This window comes from Novosphingobium clariflavum (assembly GCF_026420865.1).
In the GTDB taxonomy this organism is placed as follows: domain Bacteria; phylum Pseudomonadota; class Alphaproteobacteria; order Sphingomonadales; family Sphingomonadaceae; genus Novosphingobium; species Novosphingobium clariflavum.
Genome location: NZ_JAPCWC010000009.1, coordinates 23,442 through 42,963 on the forward strand (window position 1 = coordinate 23,442; position 19,522 = coordinate 42,963).

Here is a 19,522-nt window from a genome sequence, read left to right on the forward strand (position 1 = left end):
AACGGACTGGAACACGCCGTGACCCGGAAAAACGCGGAAAACAAAGACTCTGGAGAGCCCGATCTGATCCAATCAGATCGGAAAGCGCTCTAGGATTTGCGAAAGGAGGCCGCGGATAACCGCAGCCTCCGTTCGAACAGATCACCCGTGGGCGCCGAACTCATTCGCCAGCGCCGTGGTGATGCGCAAGGACAGCGCATAGCAGCGCGCGATCGGATCGATGAATTCACGGTGGATCTGCGCATAGCCGGTCGCACTCGAATCCGGGTAGTCGCTGGGTCTGTCCACGGTGAAGTCGTCGATCGAGGGGAAGCTCGTCGGGAAGGCGCGGCGAAGCTGGGCCAGGCCGTCCTCGACGCGCAGGGTGAAGAACATCTCCAGCACGTCGTCGCGGCTGATGTCGTTCGCGCGGCTGAACTGCGGGACCATGACGGCGCGCAGGAACATGTGCTTGAACAGGGCGATGCGCAGGCTTTGCAGCACGCCGAGGCTGCGGCGGGTATGCTCGCGGTCCGGCAGCGGGGTTTCGTCCGGCAAGAGGTCGAGCAGGAAGTGCAGCTTCATCGCATCGACCCGCAGGCGCGAGGCGAGGCGGCGATAGACCCCGGTGCGGTCGTCCTTGGTCAGGTATTCCGCCAGCTTGAGACAGGCCCCGGCGATGTGCTGCTCGTCGCCGCGATAGGGGCGGCTGGCCCAGTAGGCCGAGTTGAACAGCTCGCCATAGGCCGCCACCGTCTTGATCGAGGCCAGGGCATTGGCATGCCGAGCAAGGCGCATGAGCTGTTGCCCGCGCTCGCTCTCGCGCAGCAGGGCGGCGACTTCCTCGCGGTTGCCGTCGGACGCGGTGCCGATCCCGGCGATCACGTTCACCGGATAGCCGAGCTGCTGGAGGATCGCGTTGTGCGGGATCGCGCGGATCTGCCTGAGGCTCATCGAGCGGTCGGACGCAAGGTCCGACTGGCGGCGCGACTTGCGGCTGCCGGTGTCGTTGAGCAGGCCGAGGCCGAATGCGGTGATCGCGCGGCTGTAGGTGGCCGATTCCAGATGCTCGTGCTGCACGCCCCGGATCGCGCGGTAGAAGTCTAGGCTGAGGTCGGTGCGGCGATAGAACAGGTCGGTCGGCGCATCGGCGTCGGCGCCCCACAGCGGCATCTCGGCCATGCGGGTGAGCGTGGCAAGCGCCAGTTCGTCCGAACCGAACCACAGGTAGCCGTCACCGCCCTGGAACGAGACTTCCGGCTCCAGCCGGATGCCGGCGCGCAGGAAGCGGCGGCGCGCCCAGGGGCTCATCGGCCACTGGAAGCGGTCCTCCAGGCTGGAGGGATGCGCGCCGCGTCCCATCGATTCGCCGTGGGTGTTGAAGATCAGCGCCGAGACGTCGGTGAGGCCATTGGCGACCATCGCTTCGGAGAGGCGGCCCTGAAGACGTTCGATCGCGAGCGCGGCGGGAACCTGCCCGACGAAGCGCCCCGCATCCGAAAAGCCGGTCTGGATCGAGACGCGGCCGCGCTTGTGGGCATAGTCACGGTAGGCAGGCTCGGCCAGGACCGCATCGAGGAAGCGCCCACCATGCTCAAGCGCCGACTCGGTCTCGAACAGCGGCGAGACGTCGACCTTGTCGTCGATCCCGAACATGCGCGCAAAATAGAGCGCGGCGAGGATCGTGGTCGGCTCCTCGCACTCGGCCACCAGCATGCGGATCGGCGCATCGGCGTCGATATGGCCGAGGATCTGCGCCATTGCCAGGAACTGGCGCACGGCGGTCGAGTTCTCGATCGCGAGCGCGGCGAAGTTGGACTTCAGCGGCGTGACTTCGGCCAGCAACTCGCGCATGCGCACCAGCGCCGCCTGGCTGGCAAGGTTCAGCCTGCCTTCCGGGTCGATGCGCAGGCGGATCGCGTTCTGCAGCTGCGAGGCGTTCACGCGGAAGTGGATCCAGCCCATGCCGAGGCCGTCCGCCCGCATGGCAGCCGCGGCCACGAGGAGCGTGCGGGCCTGATCCTGATCGGCGTGGCGCGCCTCGGATTCGAGGTCGCTGATGATGGGGTCGAGGCTGACCAGCTTGTCGGCATGCTCGGCGGTCAGCGCATTGGCAGCCGCTGACAGCGCCTCGGGCGCGGAGAGGTCGGCGGCGAAGCGCGCGGCCATATCGGCGGCGTGCGCGGCGGCACGGGCCAACTTGGCCGCAGTTTCCGGCGCCGCCTGGGCCAGCGTTTCGGCATAGCTCGCAAGCCGCTGGGCCTTTTCTTCCAGACGGTAGCGAATCGAGGTGGACCAGCCGATGTCGGTGCGGCCATCCATGTCGTAACCGACCCACGATGCGAAGCGCACCGGCATCGGGTTGAGGCCCTTCCAGCGCTTGGGCCAGCGGGCCGCGGCAATGTCGAACAGGCGTTCGTTGATGCGGTCGCGGGCCTTCTGGCCGCGCGCGATGGCATCCATCGCCTTGCCATGCTCGTAATCGAGCGTGATCGTGTCACGGTCGGGCGCGGCGACGCAGACGGCGGCCTCGCTATGGTCGCCGGTCGAGGCGGCCTGCGTCACGGCTTCGGTCTGGGCGGTGGAGAGCAGGAAAGTCGGGTGCCCGGTGAACACCACGTGGGCGGCGGGGCGCTGCCAGCGCACGGCAAAGGCGGTGAAGTCGTCCTCGCTGGCGGCGGCATCGAGCCGCGCCGCGTTCTCGGCGGGCGCGATCGGGGCCAGCATGCGGTCCAGCCGCGCGGCGCGGGTGCGCAGCCCCTCGCACTCCATCTCGGCGACGAGGGCCTCGATCGCATCGAGGCCCATTTCGCCGTTTTCCAGCTGGCGCGACAGTTCGAGCCCCAGCTGGAAAACCGGATTGTAGAGCGGCGTCTGGGCGGTCAGGACATGGAGTTCCTGAAGGCGGCGGTCGAGATCCTCGACCGTGGTCAGCGCCGCCCGGCTCAACGTGCGAGCCCTGCCGCAGCGCGGGCCGCCGCCTCGATTTTGGCGACGTCCGGCTTGCCCTTGGGCACCATCCAGCTGCCGCCGACGCAGAGCACCGCGTCCAGCGCCAGCCACTCGGGCGCGTTTTCAGGGGTGACGCCGCCGGTCGGGCAGAACTTGGCCTTGAACAGCGGGGCCGAGATCGCCTTGAGCGCCGGAGGTCCGCCCGCCGCCATGGCGGGGAAGAACTTCAGGCGGTCGAACCCGCATTCCAGCGCGAACATCACGTCACTGGCATTGGCGGTGCCGGGCAGGAACGGGATCTTGGTCTTGTAGGCGGCCTCGGCCAGCATCGGCGTGAGGCCCGGCGAGACGATGAACTCGGCGCCCGCATCGATCGAGCGCTTGAGGTCGTCGGGCGAAAGCACGGTGCCCGCACCGACCACGGCGCCGGGAACCTGCTTCATCACCTTGATCGCCTCGATCGCGCATTCGGTGCGCAGCGTCACTTCCAGGGCAGGCAGACCGCCCGCCACCAGCGCTTCGGCAATCGGCAGGGCGTGTTCGATATCCTCGATCACCAGCACCGGGATCACCGGGGCCAGACGCATGACCTTTTCGACGGCTTCGGACGGGCTGCTCATTGATGGTGCTCCCTGACATAGGCGGCAGCCGCGCCGAACAGGCCGGGCTGCGGATGGGTGATGAGCTTGACCGGCATCTGCGCCATCATGCCGGCAAAGCGGCCCTTGGCGCAGAATCGCTCGGCAAAGCCCGAGGACAGAATGGTTTCGCGGATGCGGTAGCCAAGCCCGCCGGCGATCACGACGCCGCTGGCGCCGTGGGACAGCGCGCAGTCGCCCGCCGCGCTGCCCAGCGCGAGGCAGAAACGGTCGACGGCGGCGGCGGCCAGCGGGTCGGAGTGGTTGGTGCCCGCAGTCCAGATCTCGACGTCGGTGAGGTCATGCACCGCGCGGTTCTCCATGGCGGCCAGCGTCTGGTAGATGTCGACGATGGCCGGGCCCGAGACCACGCGCTCGGTCGAGACGCGGTTGTGGCGCTTGCGCAGGCGGGTGAGAATGGCGTCCTCGATGAGGTCGAGCGGGGCATAGTCGGTATGCCCCCCCTCGGTCGCCTGCACGTGGTAGAAGCCGCCCTGCCCGTGCGGCAACCCGTTGCGCCACAAGTGCGCGACGCCGAGACCGGTACCCGGCCCGAGCACGCTCAGCGTACCCGACCGGGGCAGCGGCACGTCGGGCCCGGCAAGGTGGAGGAACGCCTCGTCGGGCGCCAGCGCCACGGCATAGGCGACCGCGGCGAAGTCGTTGACCACGGTGTAGCGCGACACCCCCATCTTCTCGGGGATCATCGCCGGGCGAATGATCCACGGGTTGTTCGTGAAGCGGATCACCTCGCCGCCGACCGGGCCGGCGATCGCGATCGAGATGGCATCGGGCAGCGTGCCGCCCATGCGCTCGCGGAAGGCCTGCCAGGCAAGCTGGAAGCTGCCATGCTCGCTGGTATGGAGGGTGACGGGTTCGCCGAGCGTGATCTGCCCATCGGCGCCGACCGAGGCCAGGGCGAAGCGGGCATGGGTGCCGCCGATGTCGACGGCGACGAGTTCGGTCGTCTCGTGACTGCTCACAGGCCGGCGACCTCCAGCATCGAGGAACCGCCCTGCTCGGCGCCGCCCGCATTCATGCGGAACATCGCGAAGAGTTCGCGGCCCATGCCCTCGGCGGGCGCCGGCAGCGGGGCCGGCGTGCGGCCGGACAGGTCCGCCGTGGTCGAGAGCGTGCCGTCTTCTGCCGAGAGGCGCACGATATCGCCATCCTGCAGGTAGGCGATCGGGCCGTCGGCCAGCGCTTCCGGGGTGACATGGATGGCGGCCGGAACCTTGCCCGAGGCGCCCGACATGCGCCCGTCGGTGACCAGCGCCACCTTGAAACCGCGATCCTGAAGCACGCCCAGCGGCGGGGTCAGCTTGTGGAGTTCGGGCATGCCGTTGGCACGCGGGCCCTGATGGCGCACGACCACCACGACGTCGCGGTCCAGTTCACCCGCCTTGAAGGCATTGATGACGGCTTCCTGCGTTTCGAACACGCGGCAAGGCGCCTCGATGGTCCAGCGCTCCTGATCGACCGCGCTGGTCTTGAACGTGGCGCGGCCCAGGTTGCCGGAGACGAGACGCATGCCGCCGTCGGGCAGGAAGGGTTTTGCCACCGTGCTGAGCATCGCATCGTCGCCGCTGACGGCGGGGGCGGGCTTCCACTTGAGTTCGCCGTCGTCCAGCGTCGGCTCGGTCGCATAGGCGCGCATGCCGTCCTTGGAGACAGTCAGGATGTCCTCATGCGCCAGCCCCGCGTCGAGCAGTTCGCGCACCACCCAGCCCATGCCGCCGGCGGCGTGGAAGTGGTTCACGTCGCCCGAGCCGTTGGGATAGACGCGCGTGATCAGCGGCACGGCGGCGGAAAGCTCGTCGAAGTCCTGCCAGTCGATATGGATGCCGGCGCAGCGGGCCATGGCGGGCAGGTGGATCGCATGGTTGGTCGATCCCCCCGTCGCCAGCAGGCCGACGATGGCGTTGACGATCGCCTTCTCGTCCACGACATGCGCCATCGGGCGGAAGTCGTCGCCCTTGCGGGTCATCTCTGTCACGCGGTGGACAGCGGCGCGGGTCACGGCCTGGCGCAGCGAGGTGCCGGGCGGCACGAAGGCAGCACCGGGCATGTGCAGGCCCATCATCTCCATCATCATCTGGTTGGAGTTGGCAGTACCGTAGAACGTGCAGGTGCCCGCCGAGTGATAAGAGGCGCTCTCGCTGGCGAGCAGTTCCTCACGCCCCACCTTGCCCTCGGCATAGAGCTGGCGGACCTTCTGCTTTTCCTTGTTGGAGATGCCGCTGGGCATCGGACCCGATGGGATGAACACGGCAGGCAGGTGGCCGAAGCGCAGCGCGCCCATGACGAGGCCCGGCACAATCTTGTCGCAGATGCCCAGCAGCGTCATGCCGTCATACATCGCGTGGCTGAGCGAGACGGCGGTGGAAAGCGCGATGGTGTCGCGGCTGAACAGCGAGAGTTCCATGCCGTCGAAGCCCTGCGTCACGCCGTCGCACATGGCGGGCACGCCGCCGGCGACTTGCGCGGTCGCGCCCACTTCGCGGGCATAGAGCTTCATCTGCTCCGGATAGCGGCCATAGGGCTGATGGGCCGAAAGCATGTCGTTGTAGGCAGTGACGATGCCGACGTTGATCGCCTTGCCGGTAGCGATGGCGGGCTTGTCCTCTCCGCTCGCCGCAAAACCATGCGCGAGGTTGGAGCAGGAAAGGAACGAACGATCCGAATGGCGGCCGGCTTCGCGGTCGACCATGGCGAGATAGCGTGCGCGGGTGGGCTTCGACCGCTCGATAATACGATCGGTCACGCGGGCGACCACCGGGCTGAGGTTGCTCATGGGGTTACTCCTGCTCTGTCCGTCTGCCACTTCTGTCGTGGCGTCTGTCTTGTCTCAGCCTCCCGAAGCCGCGCGCTCGGGATCTCCCGGGCGAGGCTTGAAGGCATTTAGGTAACCGGTGTCAATAGCTATCTTCCACCGGTTCGCGGAGGAATGGGCACGGGGATACGCGCGCACCCCGGTATATAGGGTGCGCTGCGCGATCATGCCCGTTCTGGCCTGCTTACTCGTGCCACGTGACGCCATCGCGCTCGGCGAGGGCGATGGCGGCGGAGGGGCCCCAACTTCCGGCGGTGTAGGTCTTGGGCTCTTGCGCCTGTTCCTCCCACTCGGCCCGGATGGCGTCGATCCAGTCCCACTGCGCTTCCACCTCGTCACGACGGACGAACAGCGTCTGCTCGCCTTCGATCAGGTCCAGCAGCAGGCGCTCGTAAGCGATGCGGCGCTGCGGACCGGCGAAAGCATCGGGCATGGTGATGGCGAGTGGGATCGAGCGCAGGCCGAAGCCGTTGCGATCGAGGCCGGGCACCTTGGCCATGAGCGACAGCGTGATGTTCTCGCTCGGCTGGATGCCGATGACCAGGCGGTTGGGCACCGTCTTGGCGCCGCGGCCATGGAAGATCGAGTGCGGTACGTCGCGGAACTGCACGACGATCTCGGTCGTGCGCTTGGGCAGGCGCTTGCCGGTGCGCAGGTAGAAGGGCACGCCCTGCCAGCGCCAGTTGTCGATATGCGCCTTGATCGCGACAAAGGTCTCGGTGTTCGAATCCTTGCCGAGCTCATCGTCGTAGCCCGGTACGGCCTGGCCGCCGATGGCACCGGCGCGGTACTGCCCGGTGACCGTCTCGTTGGCGGCAACCTTGCGCAAGGAGCGCAGGATCTTCACCTTTTCGTCGCGCACGCTGGTGGCATCGTAGCTCACCGGCGGCTCCATCGCGACGAGCGCGAGCAACTGGAGCATATGGTTCTGCACCATGTCCCGCAGCGCGCCCGAATCGTCGTAATAGGCGACGCGCGATTCAAGGCCGACGGTCTCGGCGACGGTGATCTGCACATGGTCGATATGCGCCGCATTCCACAGCGGCTCGAACATCAGGTTGGCAAAACGCAGCGCCAGCAGGTTCTGGACGGTTTCCTTGCCCAGATAGTGGTCGATGCGGAAGATCCGGTCTTCCGGGAAAGCGCGGGCGACGGCGTCGTTGATGACCTTGCTGGAGGCAAGATCGATGCCCAGCGGCTTTTCGAGGCCGATACGCACGTTCTCACCGGCAAGCCCGCTGGCCTGGAGGCCGCGAATGGTCGGCTCGAACAGGCTGGGCGCGGTGGAGAGGAAGATCGACAACCCGTCCTTGGGCTCACCGACCTTGGCTGCCAACGCGTTGAAGCCTTCCATCTGGTTGGCATCGAGCGTCTGGTAAGACAGGCGGTTGAGGAAACGGGCCATGCCGCCGCGCCGGTCGGCCGGCAGGAACTGCTCGAGCGAGGCCCGCGCGAAGTTGCGGAATTCCGCATCGTCGAGTTCGGAACGGGCGGTTCCGATGATCTCGATCTTGGGATCGAGCAAGCCTTCGGCATCGAGCGCGCAAAGCGATGGGAGGAGCATGCGGCGCGAAAGATCGCCCGTGGCGCCGAACAGCAACAAGCGGTCGGACGTGAATTGGGCCGTAGTAGAATTGGTCACAGGGCGCTGTCCACCTTCTGGGGGTTATTCACCTTCTTCGTCATGTCCGCCGGGGACCGGCGGGTTTCCTCCTCCAGCATTCCAGCCATATGCACCGGTAAAGAAAGGGTCGGCCATGGGATTTCGTCGATCCTGAAGATGTGAACAGGATGAAACGGTGTCAGGCTGGACGTCTGGTCTTCGCGGTTGCAGCATAGCATGGACTGCGTCGGCAGTGCTAGGCGAGAGCGCGGCAAACCTCAACCACGTTTGCACCATTTGAACTCATACAATGTGTGCATACGTATAGGACCGCCATTATCGAGGCGATTTTCCGCAAGTTCCTTGCCCCAGCGTCTTTGTCCTGTCGTCCAGTGCATGCATGGAAACAGGTCAGACGTTTAGAACCTTAGAAAGCAAAGTCTCATGGCCGCAGACGGCGTCCACCTCCTCGAACACCTCCAGACCCCGGCGATGGTGGTCTCGCGCGGACAGGTGCGCTTCGCCAATGGCGCCGCCAAGGCGCTGCTGGGCGCCCATATCGTCGGCCAGGACGTGCGCATCGCCATTCGCGAACCGCGCGCGGTGGCCGCGATCCTCAGCGAGGAAGGCGGCATTGCCCGCGTGTCCGGTCTCTCGACCGGCGGCAGCGTGTGGGAAGTCGATTGCCGCGTGCTCTCGCCGACGGACCGCCTGGTCAGCCTTTACGACTTGTCGGAACGGGTCAGCGTGGCAAAGTCGCACGCCGACTTCGTGGCCAATGCCAGCCATGAACTGCGCACCCCGCTGGCCAATGTCATGGGCTATGTCGAAACGCTGATGAACCCCAAGGCAGGCGGCGACGAAGGCGTGCGCAACCGCTTCCTCGACACCATCCGCCACGAGGCGCAGCGCATGCAGGCGCTGATCCTCGACCTCATGAGCCTCTCGCGGATCGAGGCGGTGAAGCACGAAGTGCCCTCCGATCAGGTGGAACTGGTCTCGCTGGCGCAGACGATGGCGGGCGAATCGAAGCCGGGCTCGAACGTCACCGTCCACGCCAACTGCGAGAGTGCAGTGGTGACCGGAGACCGGGGACAACTGGCGCAAGTGCTGCGCAACCTGATCGACAACTCGATCAAATACGGCAAGCAGGGCGGCAACGTCGAGGTCTCGCTGGAGGCGACCGCGACCGGCTGGGTCCTCGTCACCGTGCGCGACGAGGGCGAGGGCATCGCTCCCGAACACCTGCCCCGCGTAACCGAGCGCTTCTACCGCGCCGACACCAGCCGCAGCCGCGCAGTGGGCGGCACCGGGCTCGGCCTCTCGATCGTCAAGCACATCGTCGAGCGCCACCGCGGCCGCTTCGACATCGACAGCCGCCCCGGCAGCGGCACCACCGCCTCGATCATGCTGCCGCTGCGCAAGGACGAGGCGCTGGGGTAAGCGCTCGCAGCCGCTACGCCATCAGGCCCAGCAGCGCCGTGATCTCGCACGTCGCGAAACCCACGGTGCTATCGGAAATACCGTAAGGGATCAGCAGCCGCTCGCCCACTTTCAGCGCGCCGCAAGTGTAGACCACATTGGGCACATAGCCCGAGCGGTCCGCGTTCTCGGCGGTCAGCACCGGCTCCACGGTGCGGGCCAGCACTTTCGACGGGTCCTTGAGGTCGAGCAACGCGCAGCCCAGCGCGTACTTGCGCATCGCGCCGACGCCGTGGGTGAACAACAGCCAACCGTGTTCGGTCGGGATCGGGCTGCCGCAATTGCCGATCTGGATGAACTCCCAGGGGTATTTCGGCCCCATCAGCATCACCCCTTCATCATCCCACACCGCCAGGTCGTCGGACTTCAGCAGGAAAAGGTTCTTGCCGTCCTGGCGCCCGACCATGCAGAATTGCTCGCCGATCTTTTCGGGAAACAGCGCCATGCCCTTGTTGCGCCCGGCCCGCCCCCGGATCGGTTCCAGTTCGAAAGCCCGGAAATCACGGGTGCGCAGCAGTTCGGAGCGGATCGAGCTGCCCGAATAGGCGGTATAAGTCCCCACCCATTCGTAGTCGCCGCCGCCGTGGTCGAAGCGGACGAGGCGCAAATCCTCCAGCCCGCCGCGCTGCTGCTCGGTGATCGGGAAGATCACCGTGTTCGACAGGCTCGAATCGGGCTGGCGATGGACAAAGACGTTGCAGTCCTCGGCATCGATCTGCTCCTCGTCGTCGAGCTCCACCGAAGTCGCGAAGGCTGCCTGCGGCCAGAGGCTGAACGTGCCGTCCTCCTCGGCGATGCCTTCGCGAAAGGCGATCGAGCTGATGTGCCCCTCGCCCACCGCGCGCAGGCTCATGATGAAACGCACCGATCCATCCTGCATGCCCGACTGATCGGGTGCGGGCACGATGGAGGGGTTCATCAGCGCGGCAGCAGCAAACGTGTATTCATGACAGAAGTATGAGCCGATCAGGCGTTTGCGCGCCTCGGAAAACCGCGCCGGATCAAGATCGAGATTGGCCGCCACTTCTGCAAAGCGTTCGGCAAAGATGTTCTCGGTCTGCCAGTGGCGTTCCTTGAAGTCGCGCAGCACCCGTTCGTATTCGGCATCGGCACGCTCCTCGGTGAGCGCGGCGATGTCCTCCACCAGTTGCACCGCCCGGCCGCCGGGGGCGTTTTTCGCCTGCCAGCCGAGGTGGAAGGGTCGCAGGACCACCCGCGCCGGATCGGCGTGCAGGCGGGTCTCGAAAATGTGCAGCGGCTCAGTCCAGGCTGTTTCGGGCCGGTTCACGCAAACCTCCTTGGCCGCCCCCGAACGAACATCAGCCCCCCGCCGATGCGAGCGGGCCGGACGAAACGAGCGGCCCCGATCGGGCAAGCTCGCACAGAGCATAATGCGAAAGCTGGAAAGCGAGAATGGATTCCGCCCCGCAATTGCCGTTTACCCCGCGCGGCGTCACCCCGTCATGGCAGCGGCCCGAGGCGATGTCGGCCAGCACCACGCCGCGATCGTTACTGCCGAAGAACCAGCGCCACGCCGCCAGGGCATGCTCACGCCAGAATGCCCCGCCGGTGACCCGCCAGGCTGAGCGCGCCGCCTCGATGGCCGCCTGAGCCTCGAGGGGCTGCTGGTCGAACGGCAGATAGCTGTAAGGCTTGTGGAAGCTTTCCGAACCGATCGGACGGAACGCACCGCGGGCCGAGACCTGCTGGTGGCAGATCCATTCCAGGGTGGCGAGCCCGTCACCGATCCAATCCTCCCGCCCCAGCGCCACACCCGCCTCGATCAGCGCCTGCGGCAGGCGCGGGTTGTCATAGCCGAGCACGGCCTCGAACCAGCCCCAGTCGGGCCGGCGGCCATGGCCGAGCAACCGCATCAGGAACGCGCCGCCGCTCTCCACTTGCGCGCAGGCCGCCGCGTGATCCGGCGCGCTGCGCAGCACCGCGCAGGCACCCAGCATGGCAAAGGCGATCGCGCGCGGCGAACCCATCTCGGCGAGCGAGGGCAGGACCTGCTCGAAGAGTTGCAGGGCCCAGGCAGCAAGGAGCGGGTCGTTGCCTGACTCATAGGTCTGCCCCAGCGCCCACAGCGCGCGGCCGTTCGAATCCTCCGAGCCCTCGTCCTCACACCAGGTGCGGTCGTAGTTCATGAAATTGCGGAACCGTCCCGCCTCGCCATTCCAGGCGTACTGGATAAAGCCGGCGTAGGCGAAGCTCCACTTCATGCGCTCGGCAGCAGGCAGCCCGTCAGCCAGATTCATCAGCATGAGCGCGCGGGCGTTGTCGTCGAGGCAATAGCCATGGCGCCGATCAGGCACGACGCCGATGGAATGCTGGAGCATGCCGGTGGCATCGCTCATCGCGAAAACCGCGGAAAGCCCGGGTGTGGCGGTGATGGGCGGTGCAGGCAGGCCCCAGCGCCAGTCAGGCGCACGGGCGTGGTCGATAAGCCGCGCCGCGCTGTCGGCAAAGCGCGGCCAGACCGTCTCGCGCCCTCGCGCCCAGGCCCGGCGCTGCATGGCCAGCCGCTCGCCGGGGTCGTCCAGCAGGGCATTGACGGCAGCGGCAATGGCCTCGCTCGATCCCGGCTCGATCAGGACACCCGCTCCGTCCCCAAGCAATTCGCGGGCATGGACGTAGGGCGTGGATACCAGCGCCTTGCCCAGCGCCACCGCATAACTCAGCGTGCCCGACGTCGATTGCTGGAGGCCGGGATACGGCGTCAGGTAGATGTCGCAGGCCTCGAGCTGGTCCAGCAATTCGCCGGTTTCGAGGAAACGATTGTCCCAGGCCAGATGCGCCGCCACGCCGAGATCGGCGGCGAGACGCTCCAGCTTCTCGCGGTAGGCCTCGCCCTCGCGCGCGACGAGGTTGGGATGGCTGGCACCGACCACCCGGTAGAGCACATCGGGATGGCGCGCGGCGATCGCCGGCAATGCGGCGATGGCATGCTCGAGCCCCTTGCCGGGGCCGAGCAGGCCAAACGTCATCAACACTTTGCGCCCGGCAAGACCGAGCCGCGCCTTGAATTCCTGCTGGCGGCCGAATGGCCGGTCGGGAGCGCCATGCTCGATCACCTCGATGATGGCGGCGGGCACTGCGTATTCGCATTCGAGCAAGTCCCGGGAATGGCGGGACATGACCATGATGCGCGACGCGCGCGTCACGAGATGGTCGAGAATCGCCCGCTGGCGCGGCGAAGGCTCGGACAGCACGGTGTGCAGCGTGAGGATCAGCGGCGGCGCCAGCCGGTCGACGAAGGGACAGACCATCGCCCCATCCTCGCCGCCGAAGATCCCGTATTCGTGCTGGAGCCAGACCGCATCCACGCCGCTCTCGTTGATCTGCCGGGCAGCGCGGGCGTAGTCCTGCGGATCGTCATGGGCAATGGTGCCGGCCACCGGACCATAGCCCAGCGGCGCCGCGCGATCATCCAGAACATGCACATCGACCGTGATTTCAGGATGATGTTCACGCAGCTTTTCGAATATCTCGCTCGTGAACGTGGCGATACCGCACTTTCGCGGAGCAAAATTCCCGATCAGGGCAATATGCGCGGGCCTGCGCACCGACGGTTCTTCCGGCATGCTTGCACCGGAGAAGATCGAACGCACCTTGTCCGAACCCGATTGCCAACCGGGTTGCTGGTCGTGAGACAACAAGTTCATGCACGCTCCTTGGGGGACAGGAGGGATTTCGCTCTCTCAAACCCGGATCATGCCATGCGTTTCCCCCCCGCCTGCGCAAAAAACGTAGCCGCGCGCCAAAGTGTTCCGCAGGAACGCCCTACCGTGCATTTCGAACAGATCGCGGCGCCCCGCTGCTCTCCAGCCGCATGCCGTCGCCGTAAATTACCAACTCAGGCGATTCGAAACGTGCAGAAATGTCCACAAAATGAACGACTAAAATAGTCTAGACAAAAACCAGCCCGTCCTCGTCCATGCCATGGACTTGGCTGCCACGCTTTCCTATGTCTGACGCCACGCGCAACAACAGGAACGACGGGAAAACGATGCCCTCCTCTCCCCAGACTCTCGCGAACCCCGACCAGACGCTGCCGCGCCTGCTTGCCGCCGCCATCGGCGAAAGCAAGGCGCACCTGGCGCTCACCACGCTGACCATCGATCCTGCGCTGGCGGGCACCGGCGACACCGTCAGCCGCGCGCAAGTGGCGATGGCGCTCAACGCCGCGCTGTTCGCCGACCTGCTCGACCGCGTGCCGACCGCGCAGCGCTATATCGATGCCGTACGCGGCGCCGGCGAGACCATCGTGTTCGACCACGGCGCCCTGCGCACCATCGATGGCGAGACCGGCGACCTGCCCCGCGGCCACATGGCCTTCGGCCGCTTCCTGGCCCCGCTCGGTTATGAAGTCGTGGGCCTCTACCCGCTGCCCAAGCTGAAGATGACCGGCCGCGCCTATGCCCAGCGCGACCTGCCCGAAACGATCCCGCAGTTCTTTGTCTCCGAACTCCATGTCGACCAGCTGGCCGAGGCCGCGCAGGGTGCCTGTACAAACATCTTCGGCGCATCGAGCGACCCGCTGGGTGAAACCGAATGGGCCGCGCTCGACACGCTGGCCAGCGACGGCACGGCGGACTTCGCCACCGCCCTGACGGCATTGAAGGGCGTGATCGCCTGTTTCGAACGCCAGCATCAGCCGCCCGCACTGGCCGACTACGAAGTGCTGCTGCCGGAAACCGGGGAAGGCGCCTGGATCGCCACCGAGGGCAATGCCTTCAACCACGCGACCACCCGCACCGCCGACGTCATGGCCCTGTCCGACCGTCTCAAGGCGGAGGGCTATCCGATGAAGGCCGCGGTCGAAGTGTCCAAGAACGGCCGTGTCCGGCAGACCGCGATCATTGCCGACAAAGTGGCCCGCCCGTTCCTCGAAGCCGACGGCAGTGCGGTCGAACTGGACGTGCCCGGCTCGTTCTACGAATTCATCACCCGCGACATCGACCCGGAAACCGGCAAGCTCGACCTCACTTTCGATTCGGGCAATGCCACCGGCATCTTCGCGGTGACGAGAAGCGCATGAGCCTGCTCCAATCGTTCGACCCGGCCAGCGGCGCACTGGTCTGGGAGGGCGAGGCGGCGAACGCCGCAGCGGTCGATGCCGCGCTGGCGCGCGCCCATGCGGCGTTTCCGGCATGGGCCGCGCTTCCGCCCGCCGCGCGGGTCGAGGCGGTCCTGCGCTACAAGGCCGTGCTGGAGGCCCGCAAGGACACGATCGCCGAAGTGATTTCGCGCGAGACCGGCAAGCCGCTCTGGGAAACTCGCGCCGAACTCGCCTCGATGATCGGCAAGGTCGGCCTCTCGATCACCGCGCAGGCCGAGCGGGCGGGGGAGAAGCGGCAGGACATGCCCTTCGGCGCCGCCGTGCTGCGCCACCGCCCGCACGGGGTGATGGCGGTATTGGGGCCGTTCAACTTCCCCGGCCACTTGCCCAACGGCCATATCGTCCCCGCCCTGCTGGCAGGCAACACGGTGGTGTTCAAACCCTCCGAGATGACCCCGGCGACCGGGCAGGCCATGGCCGATGCCTGGGCGCAGGCAGGCCTTCCCGAAGGCGTGTTCCAGATCGTCCACGGCGCCCGCGCCACCGGCGAAGCGCTGGTGGCAGGCCATATCGACGGCCTGCTGTTCACCGGCTCGGCGGGCGCAGGCGCGCATTTCCGGCGTATCTTCGCCGACCGGCCCGACGTGATCCTCGCGCTGGAACTCGGCGGCAACAACCCGCTGGTGGTCTGGGACGGCGATCTGGACGAGGCCGCCTCGCTCGTCGTGCAGTCGAGCTTCATCACCACCGGGCAGCGCTGCTCCTGCGCACGCCGCCTGATCGTGCCGGACAACCAGTTCGGCACCGCGCTGGTCGATGCCGTCGCCGCACTAGCCGACCGCATCATCATCGGCGAATGGCACGAGACGCCCGAGCCGTGGTTCGGACCGCTGATCTCGGCTGATGCCGCCGGGGCCGCCAGGGCTCGCTTTGCCCGGCTTGTCGAGCGCGGCGCCGCGGTGATCCGCCCCTTCGAAGGCGTTGAAGGCCGCAGCGATGCCTTTGTCACCCCCGGCATTCTCGACGTCACCGGCGTGGATGTGCCCGACGAGGAAATTTTCGCCCCCCTCGTACAAGTGACCCGCGTCCCCGATTTCGATGCCGCCATCGCTGCCGCCAATGCCACCCGCTTTGGTCTTTCGGCAGGCCTCGTCAGCGCGGACGACGCCTTGTGGGATCGCTTTATGCTGGAAAGCCGCGCAGGCGTGGTCAACCGCAACCGCCCGACCACCGGAGCCGCCGGTTCGATGCCCTTCGGGGGCCTTGGCGACAGCGGCAACCACCGCCCGAGCGCCTATTACGCCGCCGATTACTGCGCCTACCCGGTCGCCAGTTTCGAAGCGGCCAGCGTCACCGGCAACAGCGGTGCGCTCGCAGGGAAGCTCTCGGCATGAGCGGACTGAACTTCGAGGAACAGGCCCTGCTCGCCCCGGTCGAACGCGCACCGATCCTGACCCACACGCTGGACTGGGCGGCGATCAACAGCGGCACCGCCAACCTCGACGGGCTGGCGGCCATGGCCACGCGGCTAGCCGACGCCTTTGCGGCGCTGCCCGGAGAAGTGCGGCTGGTCGATCCTGCCCCGGTCGAGAAAGTGGACAGCCAGGGCCGGACCCGCGAGGTTGTCCATGGACGCCATCTCGTGCTTTCGGTGCGTCCCGAGGCCGAGCGACGGGTGATCCTGACCGGACACATGGACACCGTCTACCCCCTCGACCACCCCTTCCAGATCTGCGACTGGCTGGATGCGAACACCCTCCACGGCCCCGGCACGGCGGACATGAAGGGCGGGCTTGCGGTGATGCTGGCGGGCCTTGCGGCTTACGAGCGCGGCGATCCGACGCTTGGTTACGACGTGCTCGTCAACAGCGACGAGGAAACCGGCTCGCTCTCCTCTGCCCCGCTGATCGCCGATCTGGCCCGCGGCAAGCTGGCGGCGCTGACGTACGAACCCGCCTTGCCCGGCGGCCAGATGGCGCGCGCTCGGCCCGGCTCGGGCAATTACGCAGTGGTTATCCATGGCCGCTCCGCCCATGCCGGGCGCAACCCCGAGGACGGCCGCAACGCCTTGCTTGCCGCCAGCGACCTTGCCCTGCGGCTTGCCGCGATGCGCCGCCCCGGCCTTTCGGTGAACCCGGCGAAGATCGAGGGCGGCGCTCCCAACAACACCGTGCCGGACCTTGCCGTGCTGCACTTCAACATGCGCCCCGCCACCCCCGAACGCGCTGCCGAAGCCCAGGCCCATATCACGGCCGCCGTCGCCCAGGTCTCGGCTGCGCACGAAGTGCACTTGCATGTCCACGGCCACGTCTCGCGCCCGCCCAAGGCGATAACGGACAAGACCGAGGCGCTCTACGGTCTTGTCAGCAAGGCCGCTGCCGACCTTGGCCAGCCGATGAGCTGGAAGGACACCGGCGGCGTCTGCGACGGCAACAACATCGCCGCCTGCGGGGTGCCGGTCCTTGACACCATGGGCGTGCTGGGCGGTTCGATCCATTCGCCGGACGAATATCTGCTGGCGGATTCGCTGGATGCCCGCGCCCGCCTTACTGCTCTTGTCCTGCATAGACTGGACCGCCACGGAGTTCTGCCCACATGACATTCCTCCTGCGCACCGCACAGGAAAAGGACCTGGAAGCCCTCTACCGCATGGCCAAGGGTACCGGCGGCGGCTTCACCAACCTGCCGCCCGACAAGCCGACTCTGAAGGCCAAGCTGGAACGCACCGCCAGAAGCTTCGCGTGCGACAGCGACGAGATCGCCAACGACCTCTTTGCCTTCATTCTCGAGGACACCGCCACCGGCAAAGTGCGCGGCACCTGCCAGGCATTCTCGCAAGTCGGTACCGAGTATCCGTTCTACTCCTACCGCATCGGCCGGATCACCCAGCACTCCAAGGAACTGGACCGCACCTTCCGGGCCGAGATGCTGACGCTGTGCACCGACCTTGACGGAGCGAGCGAAGTGGGCGGGCTCTATCTCGACGCCACCGAGCGTTCGGCGGGTGTCGGCAAGCTGCTGGCGCGCAGCCGCTACCTTTTCATCAAGACGCACCGCTCGCGCTTTGGCGACACCACCCTGGCCGAACTGCGCGGCGCCATCGACGATGCGGGCAACTCGCCGTTCTGGGACGGGCTGGCCGGGCGCTTCTTCGACATGAGCTTCCGCGACGCCGACGAGTTCAACGCCACCCACGGCAACCAGTTCATCGCCGACCTCATGCCCAAGCACCCGATCTACTGCGCGCTGCTGTCCGAAGCCGCGCGCCAGGTGATGGGCCAGCCGCACTATTCGGGGCGTCCGGCGATGCGCATGCTGGAGAACGAGAACTTCTCGTTCCAGAACTACGTCGACATCTTCGACGGCGGCCCGACCATGCTCGCGCGCACCGACCAGATCCGCACCGTGCAGGAAGCCCGCACCGCCCCGGTGGTCGCCATTGTCGAGGATGACGGCAGCGAACCCACTCATATCGTCTCTACCGGACGGCTGGCCGCTTTCCGCGCATGCCTGGGGAAAGTAACCATTGTCGAGGGCGGCGTGACCCTTGATGCCACCGCGGCGGCCCTGCTAGACATAACGAAGGGGGGCGACGAAATCACTTACGCGAGTGCATGATCGCCCATGGTCACCGAGATCAACTTCGACGGCATCGTCGGACCCAGCCACAACTACGCGGGCCTCAGTCTCGGTAATCTCGCCTCCACCCGCAATTACGGCAAGGTATCGGAGCCACGCGCGGCGGCCTTGCAGGGGCTGGCAAAGATCCGCGCCAACCTCGAGCGTGGCGTGGCTCAAGGCTTTTTCCTACCGCATCGGCGGCCCGACACGTGCTGGCTCCAGCAGCTGGGCACCACCGTCGAGGCGGCCGAGCCGCGCCTTCGCGCCAATGCCATGTCGGCTTCGGCAATGTGGGCGGCCAATGCCGCCACCGTCTCGCCCGCAGCCGATACCGCAGACGGGCGCTGCCACCTGACCGTCGCCAATCTCATGACGATGCCGCACCGCAGCCATGAATGGCGCGAAACGCTGTTCCAGCTTCGCCTTGCCTTTGCCGACACCGAACGCTTCGCGGTCCATGCCCCGATCCCGGCCCCGTTCGGTGACGAGGGCGCGGCCAACCACATGCGCCTCTGCACCCGCCACGACGCGCCGGGCGTGGAAGTGTTCGTCTACGGCCATACCGGCGCGGGAGACCTCGGCACCGGCCCCTACCCCGCCCGCCAGCACCGCGAGGCCAGCGCGGCAATCGCGCGCCGCCACGGCCTTGATCCCGAACGCACGATCCTTGTCCGCCAATCGGAAGAAGCGATCGCCTCGGGCGCCTTCCACAACGATGTCGTCGCCGTCGCCAACGAGCGGGTACTGTTTGCCCATGAGAACGCCTTCGCCAATCGCGAGGGCTTTTACGGCGAACTGCGCGCCAAGTTTCCCGAAGTCGAGATCATCGAGATCCCGGCCAGCGAGATCAGCTTGTTCGATGCAATCCAGTCCTACCTGTTCAACGCCCAACTGATCACGCAGCCCTCGGGGGAAATGGCGCTGATCCTGCCGACCGAGGCCCGCGAGTCCCCCAGCGTCTGGACATGGCTGGAGCGACTGGTCTCGGGCAATGGCCCGATCCGACAGCTCTTCGTCCATGACCTGCGCGAATCGATGGCCAATGGCGGCGGCCCCGCCTGCCTGCGCCTGCGCGTCGTGGCCGATCCGGCAACAGTCGATCCGCGTTTCATCGCCACGACCGACAAGCTGGACCGCATCGAAGCACTGGTTGCGCGGCTCTGGCCCGAGCAACTGTCGGTCGACGACTTGTCCGAACCTGCGATCTGGGCGCAATGCCTTGCCGCCCGCGCGGCGCTGTGCCGGGAACTGGAACTGCCCGAACTCGATCAGGCACGGTACTGAAAGCGGTTTTTGCAAATGCGGTTTCCCGTTTTGCAATGGTGCCGACGCGATCCGGCTTCATATTGAGG

13 protein-coding genes are annotated in these 19,522 nt (G+C 66.7%); 6 read left to right on the forward strand and 7 right to left on the reverse strand.

The window, feature by feature from the left end:
* Positions 1 to 141: 141 nt before the first annotated feature.
* From OKA11_RS13350 to zwf, 5 genes are all read right to left on the reverse strand, one after another.
* Positions 142 to 2,928: a phosphoenolpyruvate carboxylase gene (locus tag OKA11_RS13350; RefSeq protein WP_267221046.1), complete on the reverse strand. Its 2,787-nt coding sequence runs from the start codon at positions 2,926 to 2,928 to the stop codon at positions 142 to 144.
* Positions 2,925 to 3,551, reverse strand: a complete 627-nt coding sequence (gene eda, locus OKA11_RS13355; protein ID WP_267221048.1) for a bifunctional 4-hydroxy-2-oxoglutarate aldolase/2-dehydro-3-deoxy-phosphogluconate aldolase — start codon at positions 3,549 to 3,551, stop codon at positions 2,925 to 2,927. The genes OKA11_RS13350 and eda overlap by 4 nt, the downstream gene beginning before the upstream one ends.
* On the reverse strand, positions 3,548 to 4,552 hold the full coding sequence (locus OKA11_RS13360) for a glucokinase (protein ID WP_267221049.1): 1,005 nt from the start codon (positions 4,550 to 4,552) through the stop codon (positions 3,548 to 3,550). Before OKA11_RS13360 ends, eda begins: the two co-directional genes overlap by 4 nt.
* Positions 4,549 to 6,363: a phosphogluconate dehydratase gene (gene edd / locus OKA11_RS13365; protein ID WP_267221051.1), complete on the reverse strand. Its 1,815-nt coding sequence runs from the start codon at positions 6,361 to 6,363 to the stop codon at positions 4,549 to 4,551. The genes OKA11_RS13360 and edd overlap by 4 nt, the downstream gene beginning before the upstream one ends.
* Positions 6,364 to 6,586: 223 nt before the next feature.
* Positions 6,587 to 8,044, reverse strand: a complete 1,458-nt coding sequence (zwf, locus tag OKA11_RS13370; protein ID WP_267221053.1) for a glucose-6-phosphate dehydrogenase — start codon at positions 8,042 to 8,044, stop codon at positions 6,587 to 6,589.
* 405 nt (positions 8,045 to 8,449) lie between these two features.
* Between zwf and OKA11_RS13375 the strand changes: the two genes are divergently transcribed.
* A complete protein-coding gene (locus OKA11_RS13375; RefSeq protein ID WP_267221054.1) occupies positions 8,450 to 9,448 on the forward strand; it encodes a sensor histidine kinase in 999 nt (332 codons plus the stop codon).
* 13 nt (positions 9,449 to 9,461) lie between these two features.
* Here the strand turns inward: OKA11_RS13375 and OKA11_RS13380 are convergent, their stop codons facing one another.
* Together OKA11_RS13380 and OKA11_RS13385 are read right to left on the reverse strand one after the other, a co-directional pair.
* Entirely contained in the window at positions 9,462 to 10,775 is a 1,314-nt protein-coding gene (locus tag OKA11_RS13380) for a glycoside hydrolase family 130 protein (protein ID WP_267221056.1), read from the reverse strand.
* Positions 10,776 to 10,806: 31 nt separating this feature from the next.
* Positions 10,807 to 13,152, reverse strand: a complete 2,346-nt coding sequence (locus OKA11_RS13385) for a glycosyltransferase family 4 protein (RefSeq protein ID WP_267221058.1) — start codon at positions 13,150 to 13,152, stop codon at positions 10,807 to 10,809.
* Positions 13,153 to 13,496: 344 nt separating this feature from the next.
* Between OKA11_RS13385 and OKA11_RS13390 the strand changes: the two genes are divergently transcribed.
* From OKA11_RS13390 to OKA11_RS13410, 5 genes are read left to right on the forward strand one after another with little or no spacing between them, the layout of a single operon-like run.
* Positions 13,497 to 14,528 (forward strand): 2-oxoadipate dioxygenase/decarboxylase family protein, encoded by a 1,032-nt coding sequence (locus tag OKA11_RS13390; protein WP_267221060.1) that lies wholly within the window; start codon positions 13,497 to 13,499, stop codon positions 14,526 to 14,528.
* Positions 14,525 to 15,943: a succinylglutamate-semialdehyde dehydrogenase gene (astD, locus tag OKA11_RS13395; RefSeq protein ID WP_267221062.1), complete on the forward strand. Its 1,419-nt coding sequence runs from the start codon at positions 14,525 to 14,527 to the stop codon at positions 15,941 to 15,943. The genes OKA11_RS13390 and astD overlap by 4 nt, the downstream gene beginning before the upstream one ends.
* A complete protein-coding gene (locus tag OKA11_RS13400) occupies positions 15,940 to 17,148 on the forward strand; it encodes a hydrolase (protein WP_267221064.1) in 1,209 nt (402 codons plus the stop codon). The genes astD and OKA11_RS13400 overlap by 4 nt, the downstream gene beginning before the upstream one ends.
* Complete coding sequence (locus OKA11_RS13405; protein WP_267221066.1) at positions 17,145 to 18,167, forward strand: arginine N-succinyltransferase; 1,023 nt, start codon at positions 17,145 to 17,147, stop codon at positions 18,165 to 18,167. Before OKA11_RS13400 ends, OKA11_RS13405 begins: the two co-directional genes overlap by 4 nt.
* A gap of 6 nt (positions 18,168 to 18,173) precedes the next feature.
* On the forward strand, positions 18,174 to 19,454 hold the full coding sequence (locus OKA11_RS13410; protein WP_267221068.1) for an N-succinylarginine dihydrolase: 1,281 nt from the start codon (positions 18,174 to 18,176) through the stop codon (positions 19,452 to 19,454).
* The last annotated feature ends 68 nt before the right edge of the window (positions 19,455 to 19,522 follow it).